Annotated in this window: 14 protein-coding genes; 12 read left to right on the forward strand and 2 right to left on the reverse strand. The window is 58.6% G+C overall.

What is annotated here, in order from left to right:
- On the reverse strand, positions 1 to 325 hold a 325-nt coding region (locus tag CBW22_RS24420; protein WP_217899539.1), incomplete at its 3' end, for a UxaA family hydrolase.
- 507 nt (positions 326 to 832) lie between these two features.
- On the opposite strand from CBW22_RS24420, the gene CBW22_RS24425 reads away from it, so the two are divergent.
- The 6 genes from CBW22_RS24425 to CBW22_RS24450 all read left to right on the forward strand — a co-directional run bounded on the left by CBW22_RS24425 (position 833) and on the right by CBW22_RS24450 (position 7,827).
- A complete protein-coding gene (locus CBW22_RS24425; protein WP_058771607.1) occupies positions 833 to 2,179 on the forward strand; it encodes an MFS transporter in 1,347 nt (448 codons plus the stop codon).
- Positions 2,180 to 2,189: 10 nt separating this feature from the next.
- Positions 2,190 to 3,536 carry an enolase C-terminal domain-like protein gene (locus CBW22_RS24430; protein ID WP_088518118.1) on the forward strand — a complete coding sequence of 449 codons (1,347 nt, stop codon included), beginning with the start codon at positions 2,190 to 2,192 and terminating at the stop codon, positions 3,534 to 3,536.
- Between the two features lie 10 nt (positions 3,537 to 3,546).
- Entirely contained in the window at positions 3,547 to 4,878 is a 1,332-nt protein-coding gene (gene gudD / locus CBW22_RS24435; RefSeq protein ID WP_040679678.1) for a glucarate dehydratase, read from the forward strand.
- 52 nt (positions 4,879 to 4,930) lie between these two features.
- A complete protein-coding gene (gene garL / locus CBW22_RS24440; RefSeq protein ID WP_021507370.1) occupies positions 4,931 to 5,698 on the forward strand; it encodes a 2-dehydro-3-deoxyglucarate aldolase in 768 nt (255 codons plus the stop codon).
- A gap of 19 nt (positions 5,699 to 5,717) precedes the next feature.
- Positions 5,718 to 6,602, forward strand: coding sequence for a 2-hydroxy-3-oxopropionate reductase (garR, locus tag CBW22_RS24445; RefSeq protein ID WP_058771604.1), 885 nt, complete (start codon positions 5,718 to 5,720; stop codon positions 6,600 to 6,602).
- A gap of 85 nt (positions 6,603 to 6,687) precedes the next feature.
- Positions 6,688 to 7,827: a glycerate kinase gene (locus CBW22_RS24450; protein ID WP_058757043.1), complete on the forward strand. Its 1,140-nt coding sequence runs from the start codon at positions 6,688 to 6,690 to the stop codon at positions 7,825 to 7,827.
- Between the two features lie 186 nt (positions 7,828 to 8,013).
- Here CBW22_RS24450 and barA read toward each other — a convergent pair whose 3' ends face one another.
- A complete protein-coding gene (barA, locus tag CBW22_RS24455) occupies positions 8,014 to 10,743 on the reverse strand; it encodes a two-component sensor histidine kinase BarA (protein ID WP_088518119.1) in 2,730 nt (909 codons plus the stop codon).
- A gap of 90 nt (positions 10,744 to 10,833) precedes the next feature.
- Between barA and rlmD the strand changes: the two genes are divergently transcribed.
- The 6 genes from rlmD to queE all read left to right on the forward strand — a co-directional run bounded on the left by rlmD (position 10,834) and on the right by queE (position 19,403).
- Positions 10,834 to 12,150 carry a 23S rRNA (uracil(1939)-C(5))-methyltransferase RlmD gene (rlmD, locus tag CBW22_RS24460; protein WP_021507366.1) on the forward strand — a complete coding sequence of 439 codons (1,317 nt, stop codon included), beginning with the start codon at positions 10,834 to 10,836 and terminating at the stop codon, positions 12,148 to 12,150.
- 32 nt (positions 12,151 to 12,182) lie between these two features.
- A complete protein-coding gene (gene relA / locus CBW22_RS24465) occupies positions 12,183 to 14,417 on the forward strand; it encodes a GTP diphosphokinase (protein ID WP_021507365.1) in 2,235 nt (744 codons plus the stop codon).
- Between the two features lie 109 nt (positions 14,418 to 14,526).
- Complete coding sequence (mazG, locus tag CBW22_RS24470; protein ID WP_088518120.1) at positions 14,527 to 15,309, forward strand: nucleoside triphosphate pyrophosphohydrolase; 783 nt, start codon at positions 14,527 to 14,529, stop codon at positions 15,307 to 15,309.
- 259 nt (positions 15,310 to 15,568) lie between these two features.
- Positions 15,569 to 17,206, forward strand: a complete 1,638-nt coding sequence (gene pyrG, locus CBW22_RS24475) for a glutamine hydrolyzing CTP synthase (protein ID WP_021507363.1) — start codon at positions 15,569 to 15,571, stop codon at positions 17,204 to 17,206.
- Positions 17,207 to 17,283: 77 nt separating this feature from the next.
- A complete protein-coding gene (gene eno / locus CBW22_RS24480; protein ID WP_021507362.1) occupies positions 17,284 to 18,582 on the forward strand; it encodes a phosphopyruvate hydratase in 1,299 nt (432 codons plus the stop codon).
- A 149-nt stretch (positions 18,583 to 18,731) separates the two neighbouring features.
- The gene (gene queE, locus CBW22_RS24485; protein ID WP_021507361.1) at positions 18,732 to 19,403 is read left to right on the forward strand and encodes a 7-carboxy-7-deazaguanine synthase QueE; all 672 of its coding nucleotides are present in this window, start codon (positions 18,732 to 18,734) and stop codon (positions 19,401 to 19,403) included.
- Positions 19,404 to 19,573: the final 170 nt, after the last annotated feature.

Consider the following 19,573-nt stretch of genomic DNA (forward strand, 5'->3'; position numbering starts at 1 on the left):
GCAGGGGGGGCGGCACGTTGGTTGCCAGCGGCAGGCTGGCCAGCGGCGGGGCGGCGGGCAGCGCCACCAGCGACTCCTCAATCCAGCTGCCACGCGCAATCGGGCGCAGCGCCGTGCCAATCACTTCACCGTAACGCACGATGTCGCCATGCAGGGCGATATCGCTCAGCGCCACTTTGTGCCCCTGCGGCACATGCTCAGTCAGCTGCAGACCGTCATCAAAGCGGCTGCCTGCGGGCAATCCCTGATCGTTGACCACTATCGCCACGTTATCGGCGTCGTGCACTTTAATGTAGCGCGGTTTGTCTGTCAGAGGTCGGTTCATTGCTCACCTTCCGGTTCGTCGCACCGGTCATAGCGGTGCGGTTGAAATCACGTCCGTCACATCATCGTTATTTGCCAGCCTCAGTATAAGCAGGGGTATTCACCCGCGCATTGTGCAACTGACTGGCTTTATGCCGCGATCGGCGCGCAGTTTGGTTCGTTTTACCAAACGCAAGTGAAGAGCCTCACAAAGCGTACGCTTGCTGTTCACTTTTACAGCAATCTGGCGGCTGGATAGCGGGTTCCGTGAGCCACGCCGCAGCGTTATGGGCAAATGCCACAAAATCGTGCCGGATTGATGATTATCCTCGGGCGTTCCTCCAGTGTTTAGCGGCGATGCTGTTCCTATACTGATTGCCGTTCTTCAACGTTTGGTTATTCGTCACGACGCATCATCGTTTTGCCATAACAACAATCGCCGTGTTTAACCCAACATCATTCTGATACCCAACGCGATGTGTATGCAGTCAGAGTGAATGTAGCGTTCGCTATATTTCAGGAGTGCATCATGAATAGTTACAGCCAGACAGCGGCAGCGGTGCAGAAGCGCACCAACGCCCGTTACTGGATTGTGGTGATGTTATTTATCGTCACCTCGTTCAACTACGGTGACCGGGCCACCATTTCGATTGCCGGTTCGGCGATGTCGAAGGAGATCGGTCTCGATTCCGTCGGCCTCGGCTACATCTTCTCCGCCTTCTCGTGGGCGTACGTTATTGGTCAGATTCCTGGCGGCTGGCTGCTGGACCGCTTCGGCTCCAAACGTGTCTATTTCTGGAGCATCTTCCTGTGGTCGCTGTTTACCCTGTTGCAGGGCTTCGTCGACATCTTTAGCGGCTTCGGCATTGTGGTGTCGCTGTTCCTGCTGCGCTTCATGGTGGGGCTAGCGGAAGCGCCATCTTTCCCGGGTAACAGCCGTATTGTTGCTGCCTGGTTCCCGGCGCAGGAGCGCGGTACCGCCGTCGCCATCTTTAACTCCGCCCAGTACTTCGCCACGGTGATTTTCGCACCGATCATGGGCTGGCTGGTGGCCGAGGTGGGCTGGGCGCACGTGTTCTGGTTCATGGGCGGGCTGGGCATCATTCTCAGCTTTATCTGGCTAAAAGTGATTCATGACCCGAACGATCACCCTGGCGTGAACAAAGCCGAGCTGGAGTACATGGAGCAGGGCGGTGCGCTGATTAACATGGATGCGAAGAAAGCCGAGCGTAAAGTGAGCTGGGATGAGAAGTGGTTCCAAATTAAGCAACTGCTCTCCACCCGCATGATGTGGGGGATCTATCTCGGGCAGTACTGCGTTAACGCCCTGACCTACTTCTTTATTACCTGGTTCCCGGTGTATCTGGTGCAGGCGCGCGGCATGTCGATTCTTAAAGCCGGCATGATCGCCTCGATTCCCGCCATCTGCGGCTTCCTCGGCGGCGTGCTGGGCGGCGTGATTTCAGATTACCTGATGCGTAAAACCGGCTCGCTGAACATCGCGCGTAAAACCCCGATTGTCATCGGCATGCTGCTCTCCATCAGCATGGTGATGTGTAACTACACCGAAACCGAATGGGTGGTGGTGCTGTTTATGGCGCTGGCGTTCTTTGGTAAAGGCATTGGCGCGCTGGGCTGGGCGGTGATGGCCGATACCGCACCCAAAGAGATCAGCGGCCTGAGCGGCGGCCTGTTCAATATGTTCGGTAACTTCTCTGGCATCGTCACGCCGATTGCCATTGGTTACATCATTGCCACCAGCGGTTCGTTTGAAGGGGCGCTGATTTATGTCGGCATCCATGCGTTTGTGGCGGCGTTCAGCTTCCTGGTGATAACCGGCGATATCAAACGTGTCGAACTCAAACCCCGGTCATAAGGAACCGAATATGAATACGCAAAGTTCCCCGGTGATTACCGACATGCAGGTGGTCCCGGTGGCGGGTTACGACAGCATGCTGCTCAACATCGGCGGCGCGCACAGCGCCTGCTTCACCCGCAATATCGTGGTGCTGACCGACAGCGCCGGTCACACCGGCGTCGGCGAAGCGCCGGGCGGTGAAACCATTTATCAGACGCTGGTCGCGGCAATACCGCAGGTGAAAGGGCAGCAGGTGGCGCGCATGAACCGGTTGGTGCAGCAGGTGCACAAAGGTAACCAGTCGGCGGATTTCGATACCTTCGGCAACGGCGCCTGGACGTTTGAGCTGCGGGTCAATGCGGTGGCGGCGCTGGAAGCGGCGCTGCTCGACCTGCTCGGCCAGTGCCTCGGCGTGCCAGTGGCCGAGCTGCTGGGGCCAGGTCAGCAGCGCGATGAGGTCACGGTGCTGGGTTACCTGTTTTACATTGGCGATCGGCGTAAAACTGATTTGCCGTATCAGAGCGGCGACGCGGCCGGTCACGACTGGTATCACCTGCGCCATCAGGAGGCGCTGACGCCAGACGCGGTGGTGCGCTTAGCCGAAGCGGCGCAGGACAGGTACGGCTTCAAAGATTTCAAACTCAAAGGTGGCGTGCTGCCGGGCGAGCAGGAGATTGCCTCGGCGGTGGCACTGAAGCAGCGTTTCCCGGACGCGCGCATCACCGTCGATCCCAACGGCGCCTGGCATCTGGATGAAGCCATCGCGCTGTGCAAAGGCATGCACGAGGTGCTGACCTATGCCGAAGATCCGTGCGGTGCCGAGCAGGGGTATTCCGGGCGCGAAGTCATGGCCGAGTTTCGCCGCGCCACCGGTCTGCCGGTCGCCACCAATATGATCGCCACCAACTGGCGGGAGATGAACCACGCGGTGATGCTCAACGCGGTCGATATTCCGCTGGCCGACCCGCACTTCTGGACGCTGAGCGGCGCGGTACGCGTGGCGCAGCTGTGTGATGAGTGGGGGCTGACCTGGGGCTGCCACTCCAATAATCACTTCGACATTTCGCTGGCGATGTTCACCCACGTCGGCGCGGCGGCACCGGGTAAACCGACCGCCATCGATACCCACTGGATTTGGCAGGAGGGCGATCAGCGCCTGACCAAAGAGCCGCTGCAGATCCGCAACGGCAAAATTGCCGTGCCGGACAAGCCCGGCCTCGGCGTTGAGCTGGACTGGGATCGCCTGCGCCAGGCTAACGCCCTGTATCAATCGCTGCCGGCAGGCGCCCGTAATGACGCCACGGCAATGCAATATCTGGTTCCCGGATGGTCGTTCGACCGCAAGCGTCCGGCTTTTGGACGCCGCCATGCATAAGGAGCAGGAAATGAGTCACACCCCGAAAATTACAGCGATGCAGGTCATTCCGGTGGCCGGTTACGACAGCATGCTGCTGAATCTGAGCGGTGCCCACGCGCCGTTTTTTACCCGCAATATCGTGATTGTGAAAGATAACGCCGGCCACACGGGCGTGGGCGAGATCCCCGGCGGCGAGAAAATTCGTCAGACACTGGAAGACGCGGCGGCGCTGGTAACCGGAAAAACCGTCGGCGAGTACAAAAATATCCTCACCCTGGTACGCACCACCTTTGCCGATCGCGATGCCAGCGGGCGCGGCAATCAGACCTTTGACCTGCGCACCACCATTCACGTGGTGACCGGCATCGAAGCGGCGCTGCTGGACCTGCTCGGCCAGCATCTGGGCGTCAACGTGGCGTCGCTGCTGGGCGAAGGACAGCAGCGTGACCGCGTCGAGATGCTCGGCTACCTGTTTTACGTCGGCGATCGCCGCAAAACGTCACTGCCGTATCAGAGCCAGACCGATGATCCGTGCGACTGGTATCGCCTGCGGCATGAGGAAGCGCTGACGCCGGACGCGGTGGTGCGCCTGGCAGAAGCCGCTTATGAAAAATATGGCTTTAACGATTTCAAACTGAAAGGCGGCGTACTGCGCGGCGGTGAAGAGGCCGAAGCAGTAACCGCACTGGCGAAGCGTTTCCCGCAGGCGCGCGTGACGCTCGATCCCAACGGCGCCTGGTCGCTGAATGAGGCCATCCTGCTCGGTAAACAGCTGAAAGGCGTGCTGGCTTATGCAGAAGATCCGTGCGGCGCTGAACAGGGCTACTCCGGACGTGAAGTGATGGCCGAGTTCCGGCGCGCCACCGGTCTGCCTACCGCCACCAATATGATCGCCACCGACTGGCGTCAGATGGGCCACACGCTGTCGCTGCAGTCGGTCGATATTCCACTGGCCGATCCGCACTTCTGGACCATGCAGGGCTCGGTGCGCGTGGCGCAGATGTGTCACGACTTCGGCCTGACCTGGGGTTCGCACTCCAACAACCATTTCGATGTTTCGCTGGCGATGTTCACCCATGTGGCCGCCGCCGCACCGGGCGCCATTACCGCCATCGACACCCACTGGATCTGGCAGGAGGGCAACCAGCGCCTGACCAAAGAGCCGTTGCAGATCAAGGGCGGCATGGTGCAGGTGCCGCAGAAGCCGGGCCTTGGTGTCGAACTGGACATGGATCAGGTGATGCAGGCCCATGCGCTGTATCAGCAGCATGGACTGGGTGCGCGCGACGATGCGCAGGCGATGCAGTTCCTCGTGCCGAACTGGACATTTGATAACAAGCGTCCGTGCCTGGTGCGCTGATTTTATTCCGCGTGCCTGCGGGCGGCGGTGCTAAATAACAGGAGTAGAGATCATGAGCAATGCCTGGCCCAACCCTTTTCGTCGTCGTTTGCTGGCAGGGGAAACCCTGATTGGCAGCTGGTGCGCCCTTGCCAATCCTCTCACCACGGAAGTGCTGGGGCTGGCGGGCTTTGACTGGCTGGTGCTGGACGGCGAACACGCGCCGAACGACATCACTACCTTTATTCCGCAGCTGATGGCGCTGAAAGGCAGCCCGAGCGCGCCGGTGGTGCGACCGCCGTGTAATGAGCCGATCATCATCAAGCGTCTGCTGGATATTGGCTTCTATAACTTCCTGATTCCGTTTGTGGAAACCGCAGAAGAGGCGGCGCGCGCGGTGGCATCGACCCGTTATCCGCCAGCCGGTATTCGTGGTGTGTCGGTTTCGCATCGCAGCAACATGTACGGCACGCTGGCGGACTACAACGCCACCATCAATGACAACATCACCGTGCTGGTGCAAATCGAAACCCAGCAGGCGGTGGACAACATTGACGCCATCGCGGCGGTGGATGGCGTAGACGGCATCTTTGTCGGCCCGGGCGATCTGTCAGCGGCGCTGGGCTATCTGGGCCAGCCGGCGCATCCGGAAGTGCTGAAAGTGATCCGTTACATCCTTGAGCGCGCCAAAGCCGCCGGTAAGCCGAGCGGGATTCTGGCGCCGGTGGAGGCTGACGCACGCCGTTATCTCGAATGGGGTGCCAGCTTTGTTGCCGTCGGCAGCGATTTGGGTGTTTTCCGCCACGCCACGCAGGCGCTGTGCGACAAATTTAAGCAGTAACTGACGAAGGGGAAAGGCAATGAAAATTGGATTTATCGGCCTCGGCATCATGGGCAAACCGATGAGTAAAAACCTGGTGAAAGCCGGTTACACCCTGGTGGTGCGCGATCACAACGCCAGCAACGAAGCCGAACTGGTGGAGCTGGGTGCCACCGTGGCGAAAACGCCGAAAGAGCTGGCCGCGCAGGTTGACGTGGTGATCACTATGGTGCCGAACTCACCGCAGGTAAAAGAGGTGTGTCTGGGCGAGAACGGCATTATCGAAGGGGCGAAGCCGGGGCTGGTAGTGATCGACATGAGCTCCATCGCGCCGCTGGCCAGCCGCGAAGTGCATGATGCGCTGGCAGAAAAAGGCATCAGAATGCTGGATGCGCCGGTGAGCGGCGGTGAGCCAAAAGCGATTGAAGGCACGCTGTCGGTAATGGTTGGCGGTGATAAAGCGCTGTTTGATCAGTGCTACGATGTTCTTAAGGCGATGGCCGGTTCGGTGGTGCACACCGGCGATATCGGCGCGGGCAACGTCACTAAACTGGCCAACCAGGTGATTGTGGCGCTCAACATTGCCGCGATGTCAGAAGCGCTGTCGCTGGCCACCAAAGCCGGCGTCAATCCGGAACTGGTTTACCAGGCGATTCGCGGCGGTCTGGCGGGCAGCACCGTGCTGGATGCCAAAGCGCCCATGGTGCTGGACCGCAACTTTAAGCCTGGCTTCCGTATCGATTTGCATATCAAGGATTTAGCCAATGCACTTGATACCTCACACGGCATTGGCGCACATCTGCCGCTGACCGCGGCGGTGATGGAGATGATGCAGGCGCTAAAAGTCGACGGGCAGGGTACGTCCGATCATAGCGCGCTGGCTTGCTATTATGAAAAATTAGCCAAAGTTGAGATCACCCGGTAGTGCCCGCGTCCGGTGTCTGCGGATGCCGGACGCTGTACTGCCTAAGCCAGACGGATTTCCGTCACCTACCGCGCTCGGATTGCCTATGAAAATTGTCATCGCACCGGATTCATACAAAGAGAGTTTGTCCGCCCTGGAAGTGGCTACCGCGATAGAAGCGGGATTTCGCGAAATTTTCCCCGCCGCTGACTATGTCAAAATACCGGTCGCCGACGGCGGAGAAGGCACGGTTGAAGCAATGGTGGCGGCAACCCAGGGCAACATCGTCAGACTGACGGTGACCGGGCCGCTCGGCGAACCGGTCGACGCGTTTTACGGATTATCCGGTGATGCGCGTACCGCCTTTATTGAGATGGCGGCGGCCAGCGGGCTGGAGCTGGTGCCTGCGGCACAGCGCGATCCGCTGATCACCACCTCCTACGGTACCGGTGAACTGATCAAAAACGCGCTGGATCGCGGCGTCGATCACATCATCATCGGCATCGGCGGCAGCGCCACTAACGACGGCGGTGCCGGCATGGTGCAGGCGCTCGGTGCCCGGCTGCTGGACAGCGACGGCAGCGGGATTGGCTACGGCGGCGGGGCACTGCCGCAGCTGGCGAAGATTGAGATCGCCGATCTGGATCCGCGCCTGCTGCAGTGCCGCATTGAAGTGGCGTGCGACGTGACCAATCCGCTGATTGGTGAAGAGGGGGCGTCAGCGATTTTTGGCCCGCAGAAGGGGGCCACGCCGCAGCTGGTGCAGCAGCTGGATGCCGCGCTCGGCCATTACGCCGCGATTATTCAGCGCGACCTGGATATTGATGTGCTGCACATCGCCGGTGGTGGCGCAGCCGGCGGCATGGGCGCGGCGCTGCATGCGTTTTGCCACGCGGAACTGCGGCGCGGCATTGAGATTGTCACCGAAGCGCTGGGACTGGCGCAGCAGGTGCAGGATGCCGATCTGGTGATTACCGGTGAAGGGCGCATCGACAGTCAGTCAGTCAACGGCAAAGTGCCGGTTGGCGTGGCGCAGGTGGCGAAGCAGTTCAATAAGCCGGTCATCGGTATTGCCGGCAGCCTGACGGCGGATGTCGGTGTGGTGCATCAGCACGGGATCGACGCGGTGTACAGCGTGCTGTCGGGTATCTGTTCGCTGGAAGAGGCGCTGGCCAATGCCGCGCAGAATGTCCGCCTGACGGCAAGGAACGTCGCTGCCACGATTAAGGTGGGGCAGGGGTTATAGGGGAAGGCGGTGCGGTTTTTCCCTCACCCTAACCCTCTCCCGGCGGGAGAGGGAACCGTCCGGCGCGATCCAGAGGAACAGCGCGAAATCCAAATCTTTGCACCATCAGCCCCCTCTCCCGCGTGCGGGAGAGGGCTGGGGTGAGGGCCTGGCGCACAACGCACAGCGCACACCCCACAACCCTCACTACATCACGCCCAGCACCTGACGCGCTTCGCGCGCCACATTCGCCATCTCGTCGCTCAGCTCCAGCAGCTCTGGTTCCAGCGCTGCGATATCGCTCTCCTGATGCAGACTCTTCTCCAGCTGCTGACACAGCTGTTTCAGCCGCGGCACGCCGCTGTAGCTGGCGCTGCCGTGCAGCTTGTGGATAATCTCGCGCAGCCCATCGACGTCATTCTGCGCCATACATTGCGCCACGCGCTGCTCCACTTCCGGCAGAAAATCCAGCAGCATCTGCAGCAGATCGCGCGCCAGCTCGGCTTTATTCGCCGCCTGGCGCAGCGCCAGCGCCCAGTCGAGTGAGGGCGCGATAGCCGGTTGTCGCACCGCGCTCGCCACGCTGCCCGGCGCATAGCGCTGCAGCAGCTGTTTCAGCTTGTCCTCATCAATCGGCTTGGCGAGATAATCATTCATGCCGGCGGCGATCAGCTGCTCGCGTTCGCCATCCAGCGCATGCGCCGTGACCGCGACAATCGGCGTGCTGGCGTGCTGTGGCAGGCTGCGGATGATCTCGCTGGCGCGGATGCCGTCGATGTCCGGCATCTGAATATCCATCAGGATCACGTCCAGCCGCTGCTGCCGCGCCTGATGAATCGCCTGACTGGCGTTGTCGCACAGAATGATGTTCTGGACCTGCTCCTCCAGCAATGCGCCGATCAGCTTCAGGTTGGCCGGATTATCATCCACCGCCATCACCGTCAGCGGCTGTCTTACGCCGCGCGGGGCGGCGTCGCTGTGACGCATGTTGAGATCGAGCAGCATCGGCAGCAATCGCGTCAGCGACACCGGTTTGGCAATGCAGCCGGCGATACCGCGCGCGCGTAAATCATCGGCGAACAGCATCATTTCACTTGGCAGCGCCAGCAGCACGGAGTCGGCGTGTGCGCGCAGGCGGGCAATCAGCGCATCGGACAGCGTAGCCGGATGCGGATCGCTGACCGGCAGCCCCATCAGCAGCAGCGGGAAGTGGGCGTCGGGCAGATCGTCAAGGCTGGCAAAGTGCTGCACCTGCAGAGGCGTAATGCTCAGCATCTCCTGAACCGCTTTCGCCACCGCCGGATGAGGTTCGATATAAGCCAGCGGCGTGGCGTGCAGGTCGTCCAGCATGCGTGGAATCGCCGGTGCGTTAGGATTGAGATCCAGATGTACCTGTACCCAGAAGGTGGAGCCCTGATTCTGCCGGCTGTGGAAGGCGATCTCACCGCCCATTTCGTGTACCAGTTTCTGCGTAATCACCAGGCCAAGACCGGTACCGCCGTGACGGCGCGAAATACTGGCGTCCGCCTGACGAAATGCCTGGAACAGCTGCGACTGCTGCTGCTCAGAGATACCGATGCCGGTATCGTGCACCTGAATCTCCAGTTCCGCCCGCGTGATGCTGAGATGACGCAGCTCGACGCGCAGATCAATATGGCCGCGCTCGGTGAATTTGATGGCGTTGCCAATCAGGTTGATCAGAATTTGCTGCAGACGCAGCGGATCGCCAATCACATTATCCGGCACCTGTTTCTCCAGGCACACGGTGATCTCGAGGCCTTTCTCGTGCGCGGACGGTGCCAGCAGCACCAGCGTTTCATCCAGCGTGGCGCGCAGTGGGAACGGGATCGACTCCAGCACCAGCTTACCGGCTTCCAGTTTGGAGAAATCGAGCACGTCGTTAATAATGCTGAGCAGGTTATTGGCCGAACGCTCAATGGTGCTCATGTAATCACGCTGGTTGGTGCTCAGCCCGGTTTTCAACATCTGGCGGGTAAAGCCAATCACGCCATTGAGCGGCGTGCGCAGCTCGTGCGACATATTGGCGAGAAACTCCGACTTGATGCGTGCCGCTTCCTGGGCGCGCTTTTTCGCCAGGTCCAGCTCGACGTTCTGAATCTCCAGCTGCTCGAGCGTTTCGCGCAGATCGTAGGTTGCCTGGTCGATGTTCTGCTGCATCTCTTCATGGTAGGCAGTGAGCGACATCGCCATGGCGTTGATGCCGTTTTTCAGGATGCTCAGCTCGCCCAGCATGTAGCCATCCACGCGGCTGTCGAGCTGGCCACGCCGGATGCGGTCCACGGTGGTAACCATGTTGCGAATCGGGCCGGTGACGTCGCGCATCAGTCGATAGGCAAACAGCATGGCGATGCACAGGCAAAACAGCAGCAGCAGAGTGGCGACAAACACCTCTTTGTACTGCTCCAGCCGCACCGACTGCAGATCCAGCTCAATCGCTACATAACCCAGCGGATTCCCTGCCGGCTTAGCGTCTTCACCCGGCAGTTCGTCCACCGAATAGCGTTCAGAGATAATTGGCGTGCGCAGCACCATCAGGTTGCCGTGTCGCTCCACCGACACGCCATCCGCCAGCGTGGAAATATCGGCTTTTTGCAGCAGCGCGAGGTTCTGGTTGTTATTGGAGCTGACGTAGATGTGATTGTTGTTGTCGAAAACCGTAATGGCACGGACAATATCGGAATGACGGCGATGCAGCAGGCTGACCAGCTCGCGAATCGCATCACGATTATGCCACGTCATGCCGTACTCGCTCGACACCGCCAGCGGTTCGATAATGTTAGCGCCGGCATCGCGCACCTGGTGCTGCAGTTCGTTGTAGCGGTGCACCACGAAGAAGGTACTGAGCAGCAGGCCAATCATCAGCGTCGGCGCCAGTATCAGAATCATCATTCGCGCCCGCAGGCTGTATTTGGTCATAATTGTGGCCTGGCGACTCCTGGCATTTTATCCCTGTGCAAAAACCGCGTACGGCTGCACACCTAATGAAAACTGAGAATTCACAATACTATGGCGCAATTTTACTCCGCAAAACAGCGCGTGACGACGAAGCAACGTCTCAGCGTCACCATTGACGAGCTCGATCCCTTTGGTCAGGGCGTGGCGCGCCATAACGGTAAAACGCTGTTTGTCAGCGGCGCGCTGCCCGGCGAACAGGCCGAGGTGATCCTGACCGAAGATAAGCGTCAGTTTGCGCGCGGCAAAGCCAAAAAGATTACACAACCGAGCCCGCAGCGCCAGCAACCGCGCTGCATCCATTTCGGCGTGTGCGGCGGCTGCCAGCAGCAGCACGTGTCCGTGGCGCTGCAGCAGGAGAGCAAAGCGCGGGCGCTGGGCCGCATGCTGAGTCAGGAAGCGGCGCTGCCGGTGCAGGTGGATGAGATCATCAGCGCTGCGCCCTGGGGCTATCGCCGGCGCGCGCGTCTCGGTTTGCAGTGGCTGCCGAAGCAGCAGCGCCTGCAGATGGGCTTCCGTCAGGCGGGCAGTAACGATCTGATTGATGTGACGCAATGCCCCGTTTTGGTGCCCGAGCTTGAGGCGCTGCTGCAGCCGCTGCACCACTGTCTCAGCAGCCTGCACGCAGTGAAACGGCTGGGGCATGTGGAACTGGTGCTGGCGGATAACGGTCCGCTAATGGTGCTGCGCCATCTTGATGCGCTCTCCGCTGCGGACCGGACAAAACTGGAACGTTTTTCGCATGAGCACCGGCTGATGATCTGGCTGGCGGACGGCAGTGACGCGCTGCAGGCGCTCGGCGCGGAGCAGCCTTACTACCGCTCGTTTGATTTGCAGCTAACCTTTAGCCCGCAGGATTTCATTCAGGTCAACGATGGCGTGAATCAGCAGATGGTGGCACAGGCGATTGCCTGGCTGGATCTGCAGCCGGACGATCGGGTGCTCGATCTGTTCTGCGGCATGGGCAACTTCACATTGCCGCTAGGAAAGTTCGTACAAAATGCGGTGGGTGTGGAGGGCGTTGCAGCATTAGTGCGCCAGGCAGAGTATAATGCTCAGCTTAACAATCTCAGAAATGTCTGCTTCTTCCAGCACAATTTAGAGGAAGATGTCTCGCGCCAGCCCTGGGCGGCGCAGGGATTTAATAAGGTGTTACTGGATCCGGCGCGTGCCGGGGCCGCGGGCGTGATGTCGCATATCGTTAAACTTGCGCCGCAACGCGTGGTCTATGTTTCCTGTAACCCGACAACACTTGCCCGCGACAGTCAGACATTACTGTCGGCGGGCTACCATCTGGAAAGGGTCGCGATGCTGGATATGTTCCCTCATACCAGCCATCTCGAATCCATGGTGCTGTTTAGCAAAACATAAGCGATGTTTAAGTCGCTGTGGCAGGAGAGGATATGGTTGCGGTTAGAAGTGCGCATTTAAATACGGCCGGGGAATTTGCCCTTGACCAGTGGATCGCCAGCTTGAGTATCAGTAATCCGCAATCCTGCGAACGACTGGCGGAAACATGGCGCTACTGTGAAGCCGAAACGCACGACCATCCAGATCAGGCTCTGCTGCTGTGGCGCGGTATTGAGATGGTGGAAATTCTCACCATGCTCAGTATGGACATCGACAGTCTGCGCGCCGCGCTGCTGTTCCCGCTGGCCAATGCGGGCGTGGTGAGCGAAGAGGATCTGGAGAAGGCCTTTGGCAAAAGCATCGTCTCGCTGGTGCACGGCGTGCGCGATATGGATGCCATCCGCCAGCTGAAAGCCATTCACAACGACTCGATGGCCTCGGAGCAGGTGGATAACGTGCGCCGCATGCTGCTGGCGATGGTGGAAGATTTCCGCTGCGTGGTCATCAAGCTGGCAGAACGTATTGCCCATCTGCGCGAGATGAAAGATGCGCCGGAAGATGAGCGCGTGCTGGCGGCGAAAGAGAGCACCAACATCTATGCGCCGCTGGCCAACCGTCTCGGGATCGGCCAGCTCAAATGGGAGCTGGAAGATTACTGCTTCCGCTATCTCCATCCTGACGAATACAAACGCATCGCCAAACTGCTGCACGAACGCCGCATTGATCGTGAACAATACATTGATAACTTCGTCGATAACCTGCGTAAAGAGATGCAAAAAGAGGGCGTGCGTGCGGAAGTTTACGGCCGTCCCAAGCATATCTACAGCATCTGGCGCAAAATGCAGAAGAAGTCGCTGGCGTTTGATGAGCTGTTCGACGTGCGCGCAGTGCGCATCGTCGCCGAACGCCTGCAGGACTGCTACGGCGCGCTCGGCACCGTCCACACGCTGTATCGTCATCTGCCTAGCGAGTTCGACGATTACGTCGCCAATCCCAAGCCAAACGGCTATCAGTCGATTCATACCGTGGTGCTGGGACCGCAGGGCAAAACGGTCGAGATTCAGATCCGTACCCGCCAGATGCACGAGGACGCTGAACTGGGCGTCGCGGCACACTGGAAGTACAAAGAAGGACCGACCGCCAGCAACGCACGCGGTGCCGCAGGGCACGAAGAGCGCATCGCCTGGCTGCGTAAACTGATTACCTGGCAGGAAGAGATGGCAGATTCCGGCGAGATGCTGGAAGAGGTGCGCAGCCAGGTATTTGATGACCGCGTTTATGTGTTTACGCCAAAGGGCGATGTGGTTGATTTGCCGGCCGGTTCCACGCCGCTCGACTTTGCCTACCACATTCACAGTGATATTGGTCATCGCTGCATCGGCGCCAAAATCGGCGGCCGTATCGTGCCCTTTACCTATCAGCTGCAGATGGGCGATCAGATTGAGGTGATCACCCAGAAGCAGCCGAACCCGAGCCGCGACTGGCTGAACCCCAACCTCGGCTATATCACCACCAGCCGCGGGCGCTCGAAGATTCATGCCTGGTTCCGTAAACAGGATCGCGACAAAAATATCGCGGCCGGCCGGCAGATTCTGGATAGCGAGCTGGGCCAGCTGGATATCAGCATGCGCGAAGCCGAAAAACTTCTGCTGCCGCGTTATAACGTCAGCTCGCAGGATGAGCTGCTGGCGATGATTGGCGGCGGGGATATCCGTCTTAACCAGATGGTTAACTTCCTGCAGGCGAAGCTCAACAAGCCGAGCGCTGAAGAGGAGGATCGCGAGGCGCTGCGTCAGCTGACGCAGAAATCGCATCAGCCGTCGTCGGCGCGCAAAGAGAGTGGCCGCGTGGTGGTGGAGGGCGTCGGCAATCTGCTGCACCACATTGCGCGCTGCTGCCAGCCGATTCCGGGCGATGATATTGTCGGGTTTATTACCCAGGGGCGCGGCATTTCGATTCACCGCGCCGACTGCGATCAGCTCAGTGAACTGATTTCGCATGCGCCGGAACGCATTGTCGATGCGGTGTGGGGCGAAAGTTACTCCAGCGGTTATTCGCTGGTGGTACGCGTGACGGCCAACGATCGCAGCGGGCTGCTGCGCGACATCACCACCATTCTGGCCAATGAAAAGGTCAACGTGCTGGGCGTGTCCAGCCGCAGCGACACCAAAAAGCAGCTCGCCACCATCGATATGGATATCGAGATTTATAACCAGCAGGTGCTGGGTCGCGTGCTGGCGCGCCTTAATCAGGTGCCGGATATTATCGATGCGCGCCGCTTACATTAAGCCCTGCTGAGACCGGTGCGCAGCAATGCGCACCCGGGCAAAACCGCGTAATTACCCTGCAGGGTCGCCATTAATGGCGGTTTTTTATCTTGTTGTTCCGGGGACTTTCATGACTGCTTTAAACCGCCTGCTCACCATCATGCAAACCCTGCGCGATCCGGTGCGCGGCTGCCCGTGGGATCGCCAGCAGACCTTTGCCTCTATCGCGCCGTATACGCTGGAAGAGACCTATGAAGTTATCGACGCCATCCAGCGCGAAGACTTTGACGATCTGCGCGGCGAACTGGGCGATCTGCTGTTTCAGGTGGTGTTCTACGCCCGCATGGCCGAGGAGCAGCAGCGTTTCAACTTCGATGACATCTGCAACGCCATCAGTGACAAACTGGAGCGTCGCCATCCGCACATCTTCGGCGAAGTCCAGGTCGATTCCACGGCTGAAGTGCTGAAAAACTGGGAAGCGATCAAGCAGCACGAGCGTGCGGAGAAGTCGCAGCACTCGGTGCTGGACGATATCCCTAAAGCGCTGCCGGCGCTGATGCGCGCCTATAAAATTCAGAAGCGCTGTCACAGCGTAGGCTTCGACTGGGACAGCCTCGGGCCGGTGCTGGATAAAGTGCATGAAGAGATCGACGAAGTGATGCATGAAGCGCAGCAGGCGGTGGTGGACAGCGACAAGCTGGAAGAGGAGATTGGCGATCTGCTGTTCGCCACCGTCAATCTGTCACGCCATCTCGGCAGCAAAGCGGAAACCGCGCTGCAAAAGGCCAACGACAAGTTCGAGCGCCGTTTCCGTCAGGTCGAGAATATTATTCAGGCCCAGGGGCTGAGCATGGAACAGGCCACGCTGGCGCAGATGGAAGCCGCCTGGCAGCAGGTCAAAGCCGGCGAATAACCTTGTTCAGCCTTTCTGCGCAGCGCAGGTGATTATTCCAGCGCTGCGCATAAAATCACCGCCTGAGCTTACTCGATTCAGCCAGTCGGCAACTTTGTGACGTACGTCAACATTTCACCCGGCACTCTCCGCTATGTTACAGGCTGTAATGCGAGGAGGATGGTGTGATTCATCAATTGTGGCTGCGGACGACTTCGGGTATACTGTTTTCCCGTCCTGGTTATTCCACCGTCTTTAAACCTAAACTCTCAGGTTCAGCATGACAACGAATTATATTTTTGTGACCGGCGGGGTCGTTTCCTCTCTGGGCAAAGGCATTGCCGCAGCCTCCCTCGCAGCCATCCTTGAAGCACGTGGTCTGAATGTGACCATCATGAAACTCGATCCGTATATCAACGTCGATCCGGGTACCATGAGCCCTACGCAGCACGGTGAAGTGTTCGTCACCGATGACGGGGCCGAGACCGATCTGGATTTAGGTCACTACGAGCGCTTCATCCGTACCAAAATGTCGCGCCGCAACAACTTTACTACCGGCCGTATCTACTCAGAAGTGCTGCGCAAAGAGCGTCGCGGCGACTATCTGGGCGCGACCATTCAGGTCATCCCACACATCACCAACGCCATCAAAGAGCGCATCATTGAAGGTGGCGAAGGTCATGACGTCGTGCTGGTGGAAATCGGCGGAACCGTGGGCGATATCGAATCCCTGCCGTTCCTGGAAGCGATTCGTCAGATGGCGGTCGATGTTGGCCGTGAACACACCATGTATATGCACCTGACGCTGGTGCCTTACATGGCGGCGGCGGGTGAAGTGAAAACCAAGCCAACTCAGCACTCGGTTAAAGAGCTGCTGTCGATTGGTATTCAGCCTGACGTGCTGATTTGCCGTTCAGACCGCGCGGTGCCCGCTAACGAGCGCGCGAAGATCGCCCTGTTCTGTAACGTGCCGGAAAAAGCGGTTATCTCGCTGAAAGACGTTGATTCGATCTACAAGATCCCGGGCCTGCTGAAATCGCAGGGTCTGGATGATTACATCTGCAAGCGTTTCAACCTGAGCGCGCCGGAAGCCAATCTGGCCGAGTGGGAGCAGGTGATTTACGAAGAAGCCAATCCGGGCGGCGAAGTCACCATCGGTATGGTCGGCAAATATGTCGAACTGCCGGATGCCTACAAATCCGTGATTGAAGCGCTGAAGCACGGCGGCCTGAAAAATCGCGTCACCGTTAACATCAAGCTGATCGATTCGCAGGATGTGGAAACGCGCGGCGTCGAAATTCTGAAAGATCTTGATGCTATCCTGATTCCTGGTGGCTTCGGTTACCGCGGTGTGGAAGGGAAATTGCTGACCGCGCAATACGCGCGTGAAAACAACATTCCGTACCTCGGCATTTGCCTTGGCATGCAGATTGCGCTGATGGAATTCGCGCGCAACGTGGCCGGGATGGAAGGCGCCAACTCCACTGAATTTGTGCCAGACTGTAAGTACCCGGTGGTTGCGTTAATCACCGAATGGCGCGATGAAAACGGTAACGTTGAACAGCGTACCGAGCAGAGCGATCTGGGCGGCACCATGCGTCTGGGAAGCCAGCAGTGCCAGCTGACGCCGGAAAGCAAAGTGCGCCAGCTGTACGGCTCTGACGTCATTACTGAGCGTCATCGCCACCGTTACGAAGTAAACAATCTGCTGCTGAAGCAGATTGAAGCGGCGGGTCTGCACATTGCAGGCCGTTCCGGCGACGATCAACTGGTGGAGATCATCGAGATCCCGAATCATCCATGGTTTGTAGCCTGCCAGTTCCACCCGGAATTCACGTCGACCCCGCGTGATGGTCATCCGCTGTTCGCTGGCTTTGTGAAAGCCGCGCAGGAGCACCAGAAGCGTTTAGCGAAGTAAGAGTTTAACGAACAGCGCGCGAACTTTTCGCGCGTTGTTTGTCTTAGGATTGACTAACTTGTACTGAGGAAAATCGAATGTCCAAAATCGTTAAAGTCATTGGTCGCGAAATCATCGACTCCCGTGGCAACCCGACTGTAGAAGCAGAAGTGCATCTGGAAGGCGGTTTCGTTGGTCTGGCTGCTGCGCCATCAGGTGCATCAACCGGTTCACGCGAAGCACTGGAGCTGCGTGACGGTGATAAGTCTCGTTTCCTGGGCAAAGGCGTAACCAAAGCGGTTGCTGCGGTTAACGGCCCAATCGCTGACGCGGTAAAAGGCAAAGATGCCAAAGACCAGGCGAACATCGATAAGATCATGATCGAGCTGGACGGTACTGACAACAAATCCAACTTCGGTGCAAACGCCATTCTGGCGGTTTCTCTGGCAGCAGCCAAAGCAGCAGCAGCCTCTAAAGGCCTGCCACTGTACGCACACATTGCAGAACTGAACGGCACCCCGGGCAAATACTCTATGCCACTGCCAATGATGAACATCATCAACGGTGGTGAGCACGCGGATAACAACGTTGATATCCAGGAGTTCATGATTCAGCCGGTTGGCGCGAAAACCGTGAAAGAAGCCATCCGTATGGGTTCTGAAGTGTTCCATCACCTGGCTAAAGTCCTGAAAGCCAAAGGCATGAACACTGCGGTAGGTGACGAAGGTGGCTACGCGCCAAACCTGGGTTCAAACGCCGAAGCGCTGGCCGTTATCGCCGAAGCTGTTAAAGCAGCAGGCTACGAGCTGGGCAAAGACATCACCCTGGCGATGGACTGCGCAGCATCGGAATTCTACAAAGACGGCAAATATGTGCTGGCTGGCGAAGGCAACAAAGCCTTCACTTCTGAAGAGTTCACCCACTTCCTGGAAGACCTGACCAAACAGTACCCAATCGTTTCTATCGAAGACGGTCTGGATGAGTCTGACTGGAACGGCTTCGCTTACCAGACCAAAGTGCTGGGCGACAAAATTCAGCTGGTGGGCGACGACCTGTTCGTGACCAACACCAAAATCCTGAAAGAAGGCATCGAGAAAGGCATCGCTAACTCTATCCTGATCAAATTCAACCAGATCGGTTCTCTGACCGAAACCCTGGCTGCGATCAAGATGGCGAAAGACGCTGGCTACACCGCGGTCATCTCTCACCGCTCTGGCGAAACTGAAGACGCGACCATCGCTGACCTGGCGGTCGGTACTGCCGCTGGCCAGATCAAAACCGGTTCTATGAGCCGTTCTGACCGCGTTGCTAAGTACAACCAGCTGATTCGTATCGAAGAAGCGCTGGGTGACAAAGCGCCGTTCAACGGTCTGAAAGAAGTTAAAGGCCAGGCGTAATCGCCTGCGGATGTGGCTAAACGGCCACATCGCCTGACATCAAGCCCCGCCTCGTGCGGGGCTTTTGCTTTTTATGGCACGAAGCAGCTGTGAAGCGACGCACAAAATCTGCCATAATCTGCGCCTCGAATTTCTGACGTGAGTAAAAAATGTTCTACCCGATTAACGAAATGTTCCAGACGCTGCAGGGCGAAGGTTTTTACACCGGCGTGCCGGCCATCTTTATCCGCTTACAAGGATGTCCGGTGGGCTGTAGCTGGTGTGATACCAAACATACCTGGGAAACGCGGGCGGATCGGGAGACGTCGCTGGGGGACATTCTGGTCAAAACCGTGGAGAGCGATGCCTGGGGCAGCGCCGATGCGGCCACGCTGATTGAGAGCATTCAGCGTCAGGGCTGGACCGCCCGCCATGTGGTAATCACCGGCGGTGAGCCGGCAATTTTTGACTTACGTCCACTGACCGAAGCGCTGGAAGCGGCCGGTTTTCAGTGTCAGATTGAAACCAGCGGCACGCATGAAGTGCACTGTTCCGCTGCCACCTGGGTGACGGTGTCGCCGAAGGTGAACATGCGGGGTGGCTACGATGTGCTGCCGCAGGCGCTGCAGCGTGCAGATGAGATTAAACATCCGGTGGCGCGCGAGCGGGACGTGGAAGCGCTGGATGCGCTGCTGGCTGGCCTGCAGGATGAGAAAAAACGCATTGTGGCGCTGCAGCCCATCAGCCGTGGCGAGGCGGCGACCAGACTGTGTATTGAAACCTGCATTGCCCGCAACTGGCGGCTTTCGATGCAGACGCACAAGTACCTGAACATCGCCTGATTCACCCGAGGCGCACCCGGCAAAATCAACGCAATTGTGGCGGGTAAGCATTAAGGTACAAACCGAGCACATGGGTAACACTTTAGACCGGGCACATGGGTAACAGTTATAAACGGCATAGCAGAGGAGACTCACTATGCCCTGGACTGAGACTGTTACCATGCAACGCC

The sequence above is a fragment of the Pantoea sp. VS1 genome (assembly GCF_002207995.1).
Classification (GTDB): Bacteria; Pseudomonadota; Gammaproteobacteria; order Enterobacterales; family Enterobacteriaceae; genus Pantoea; species Pantoea dispersa.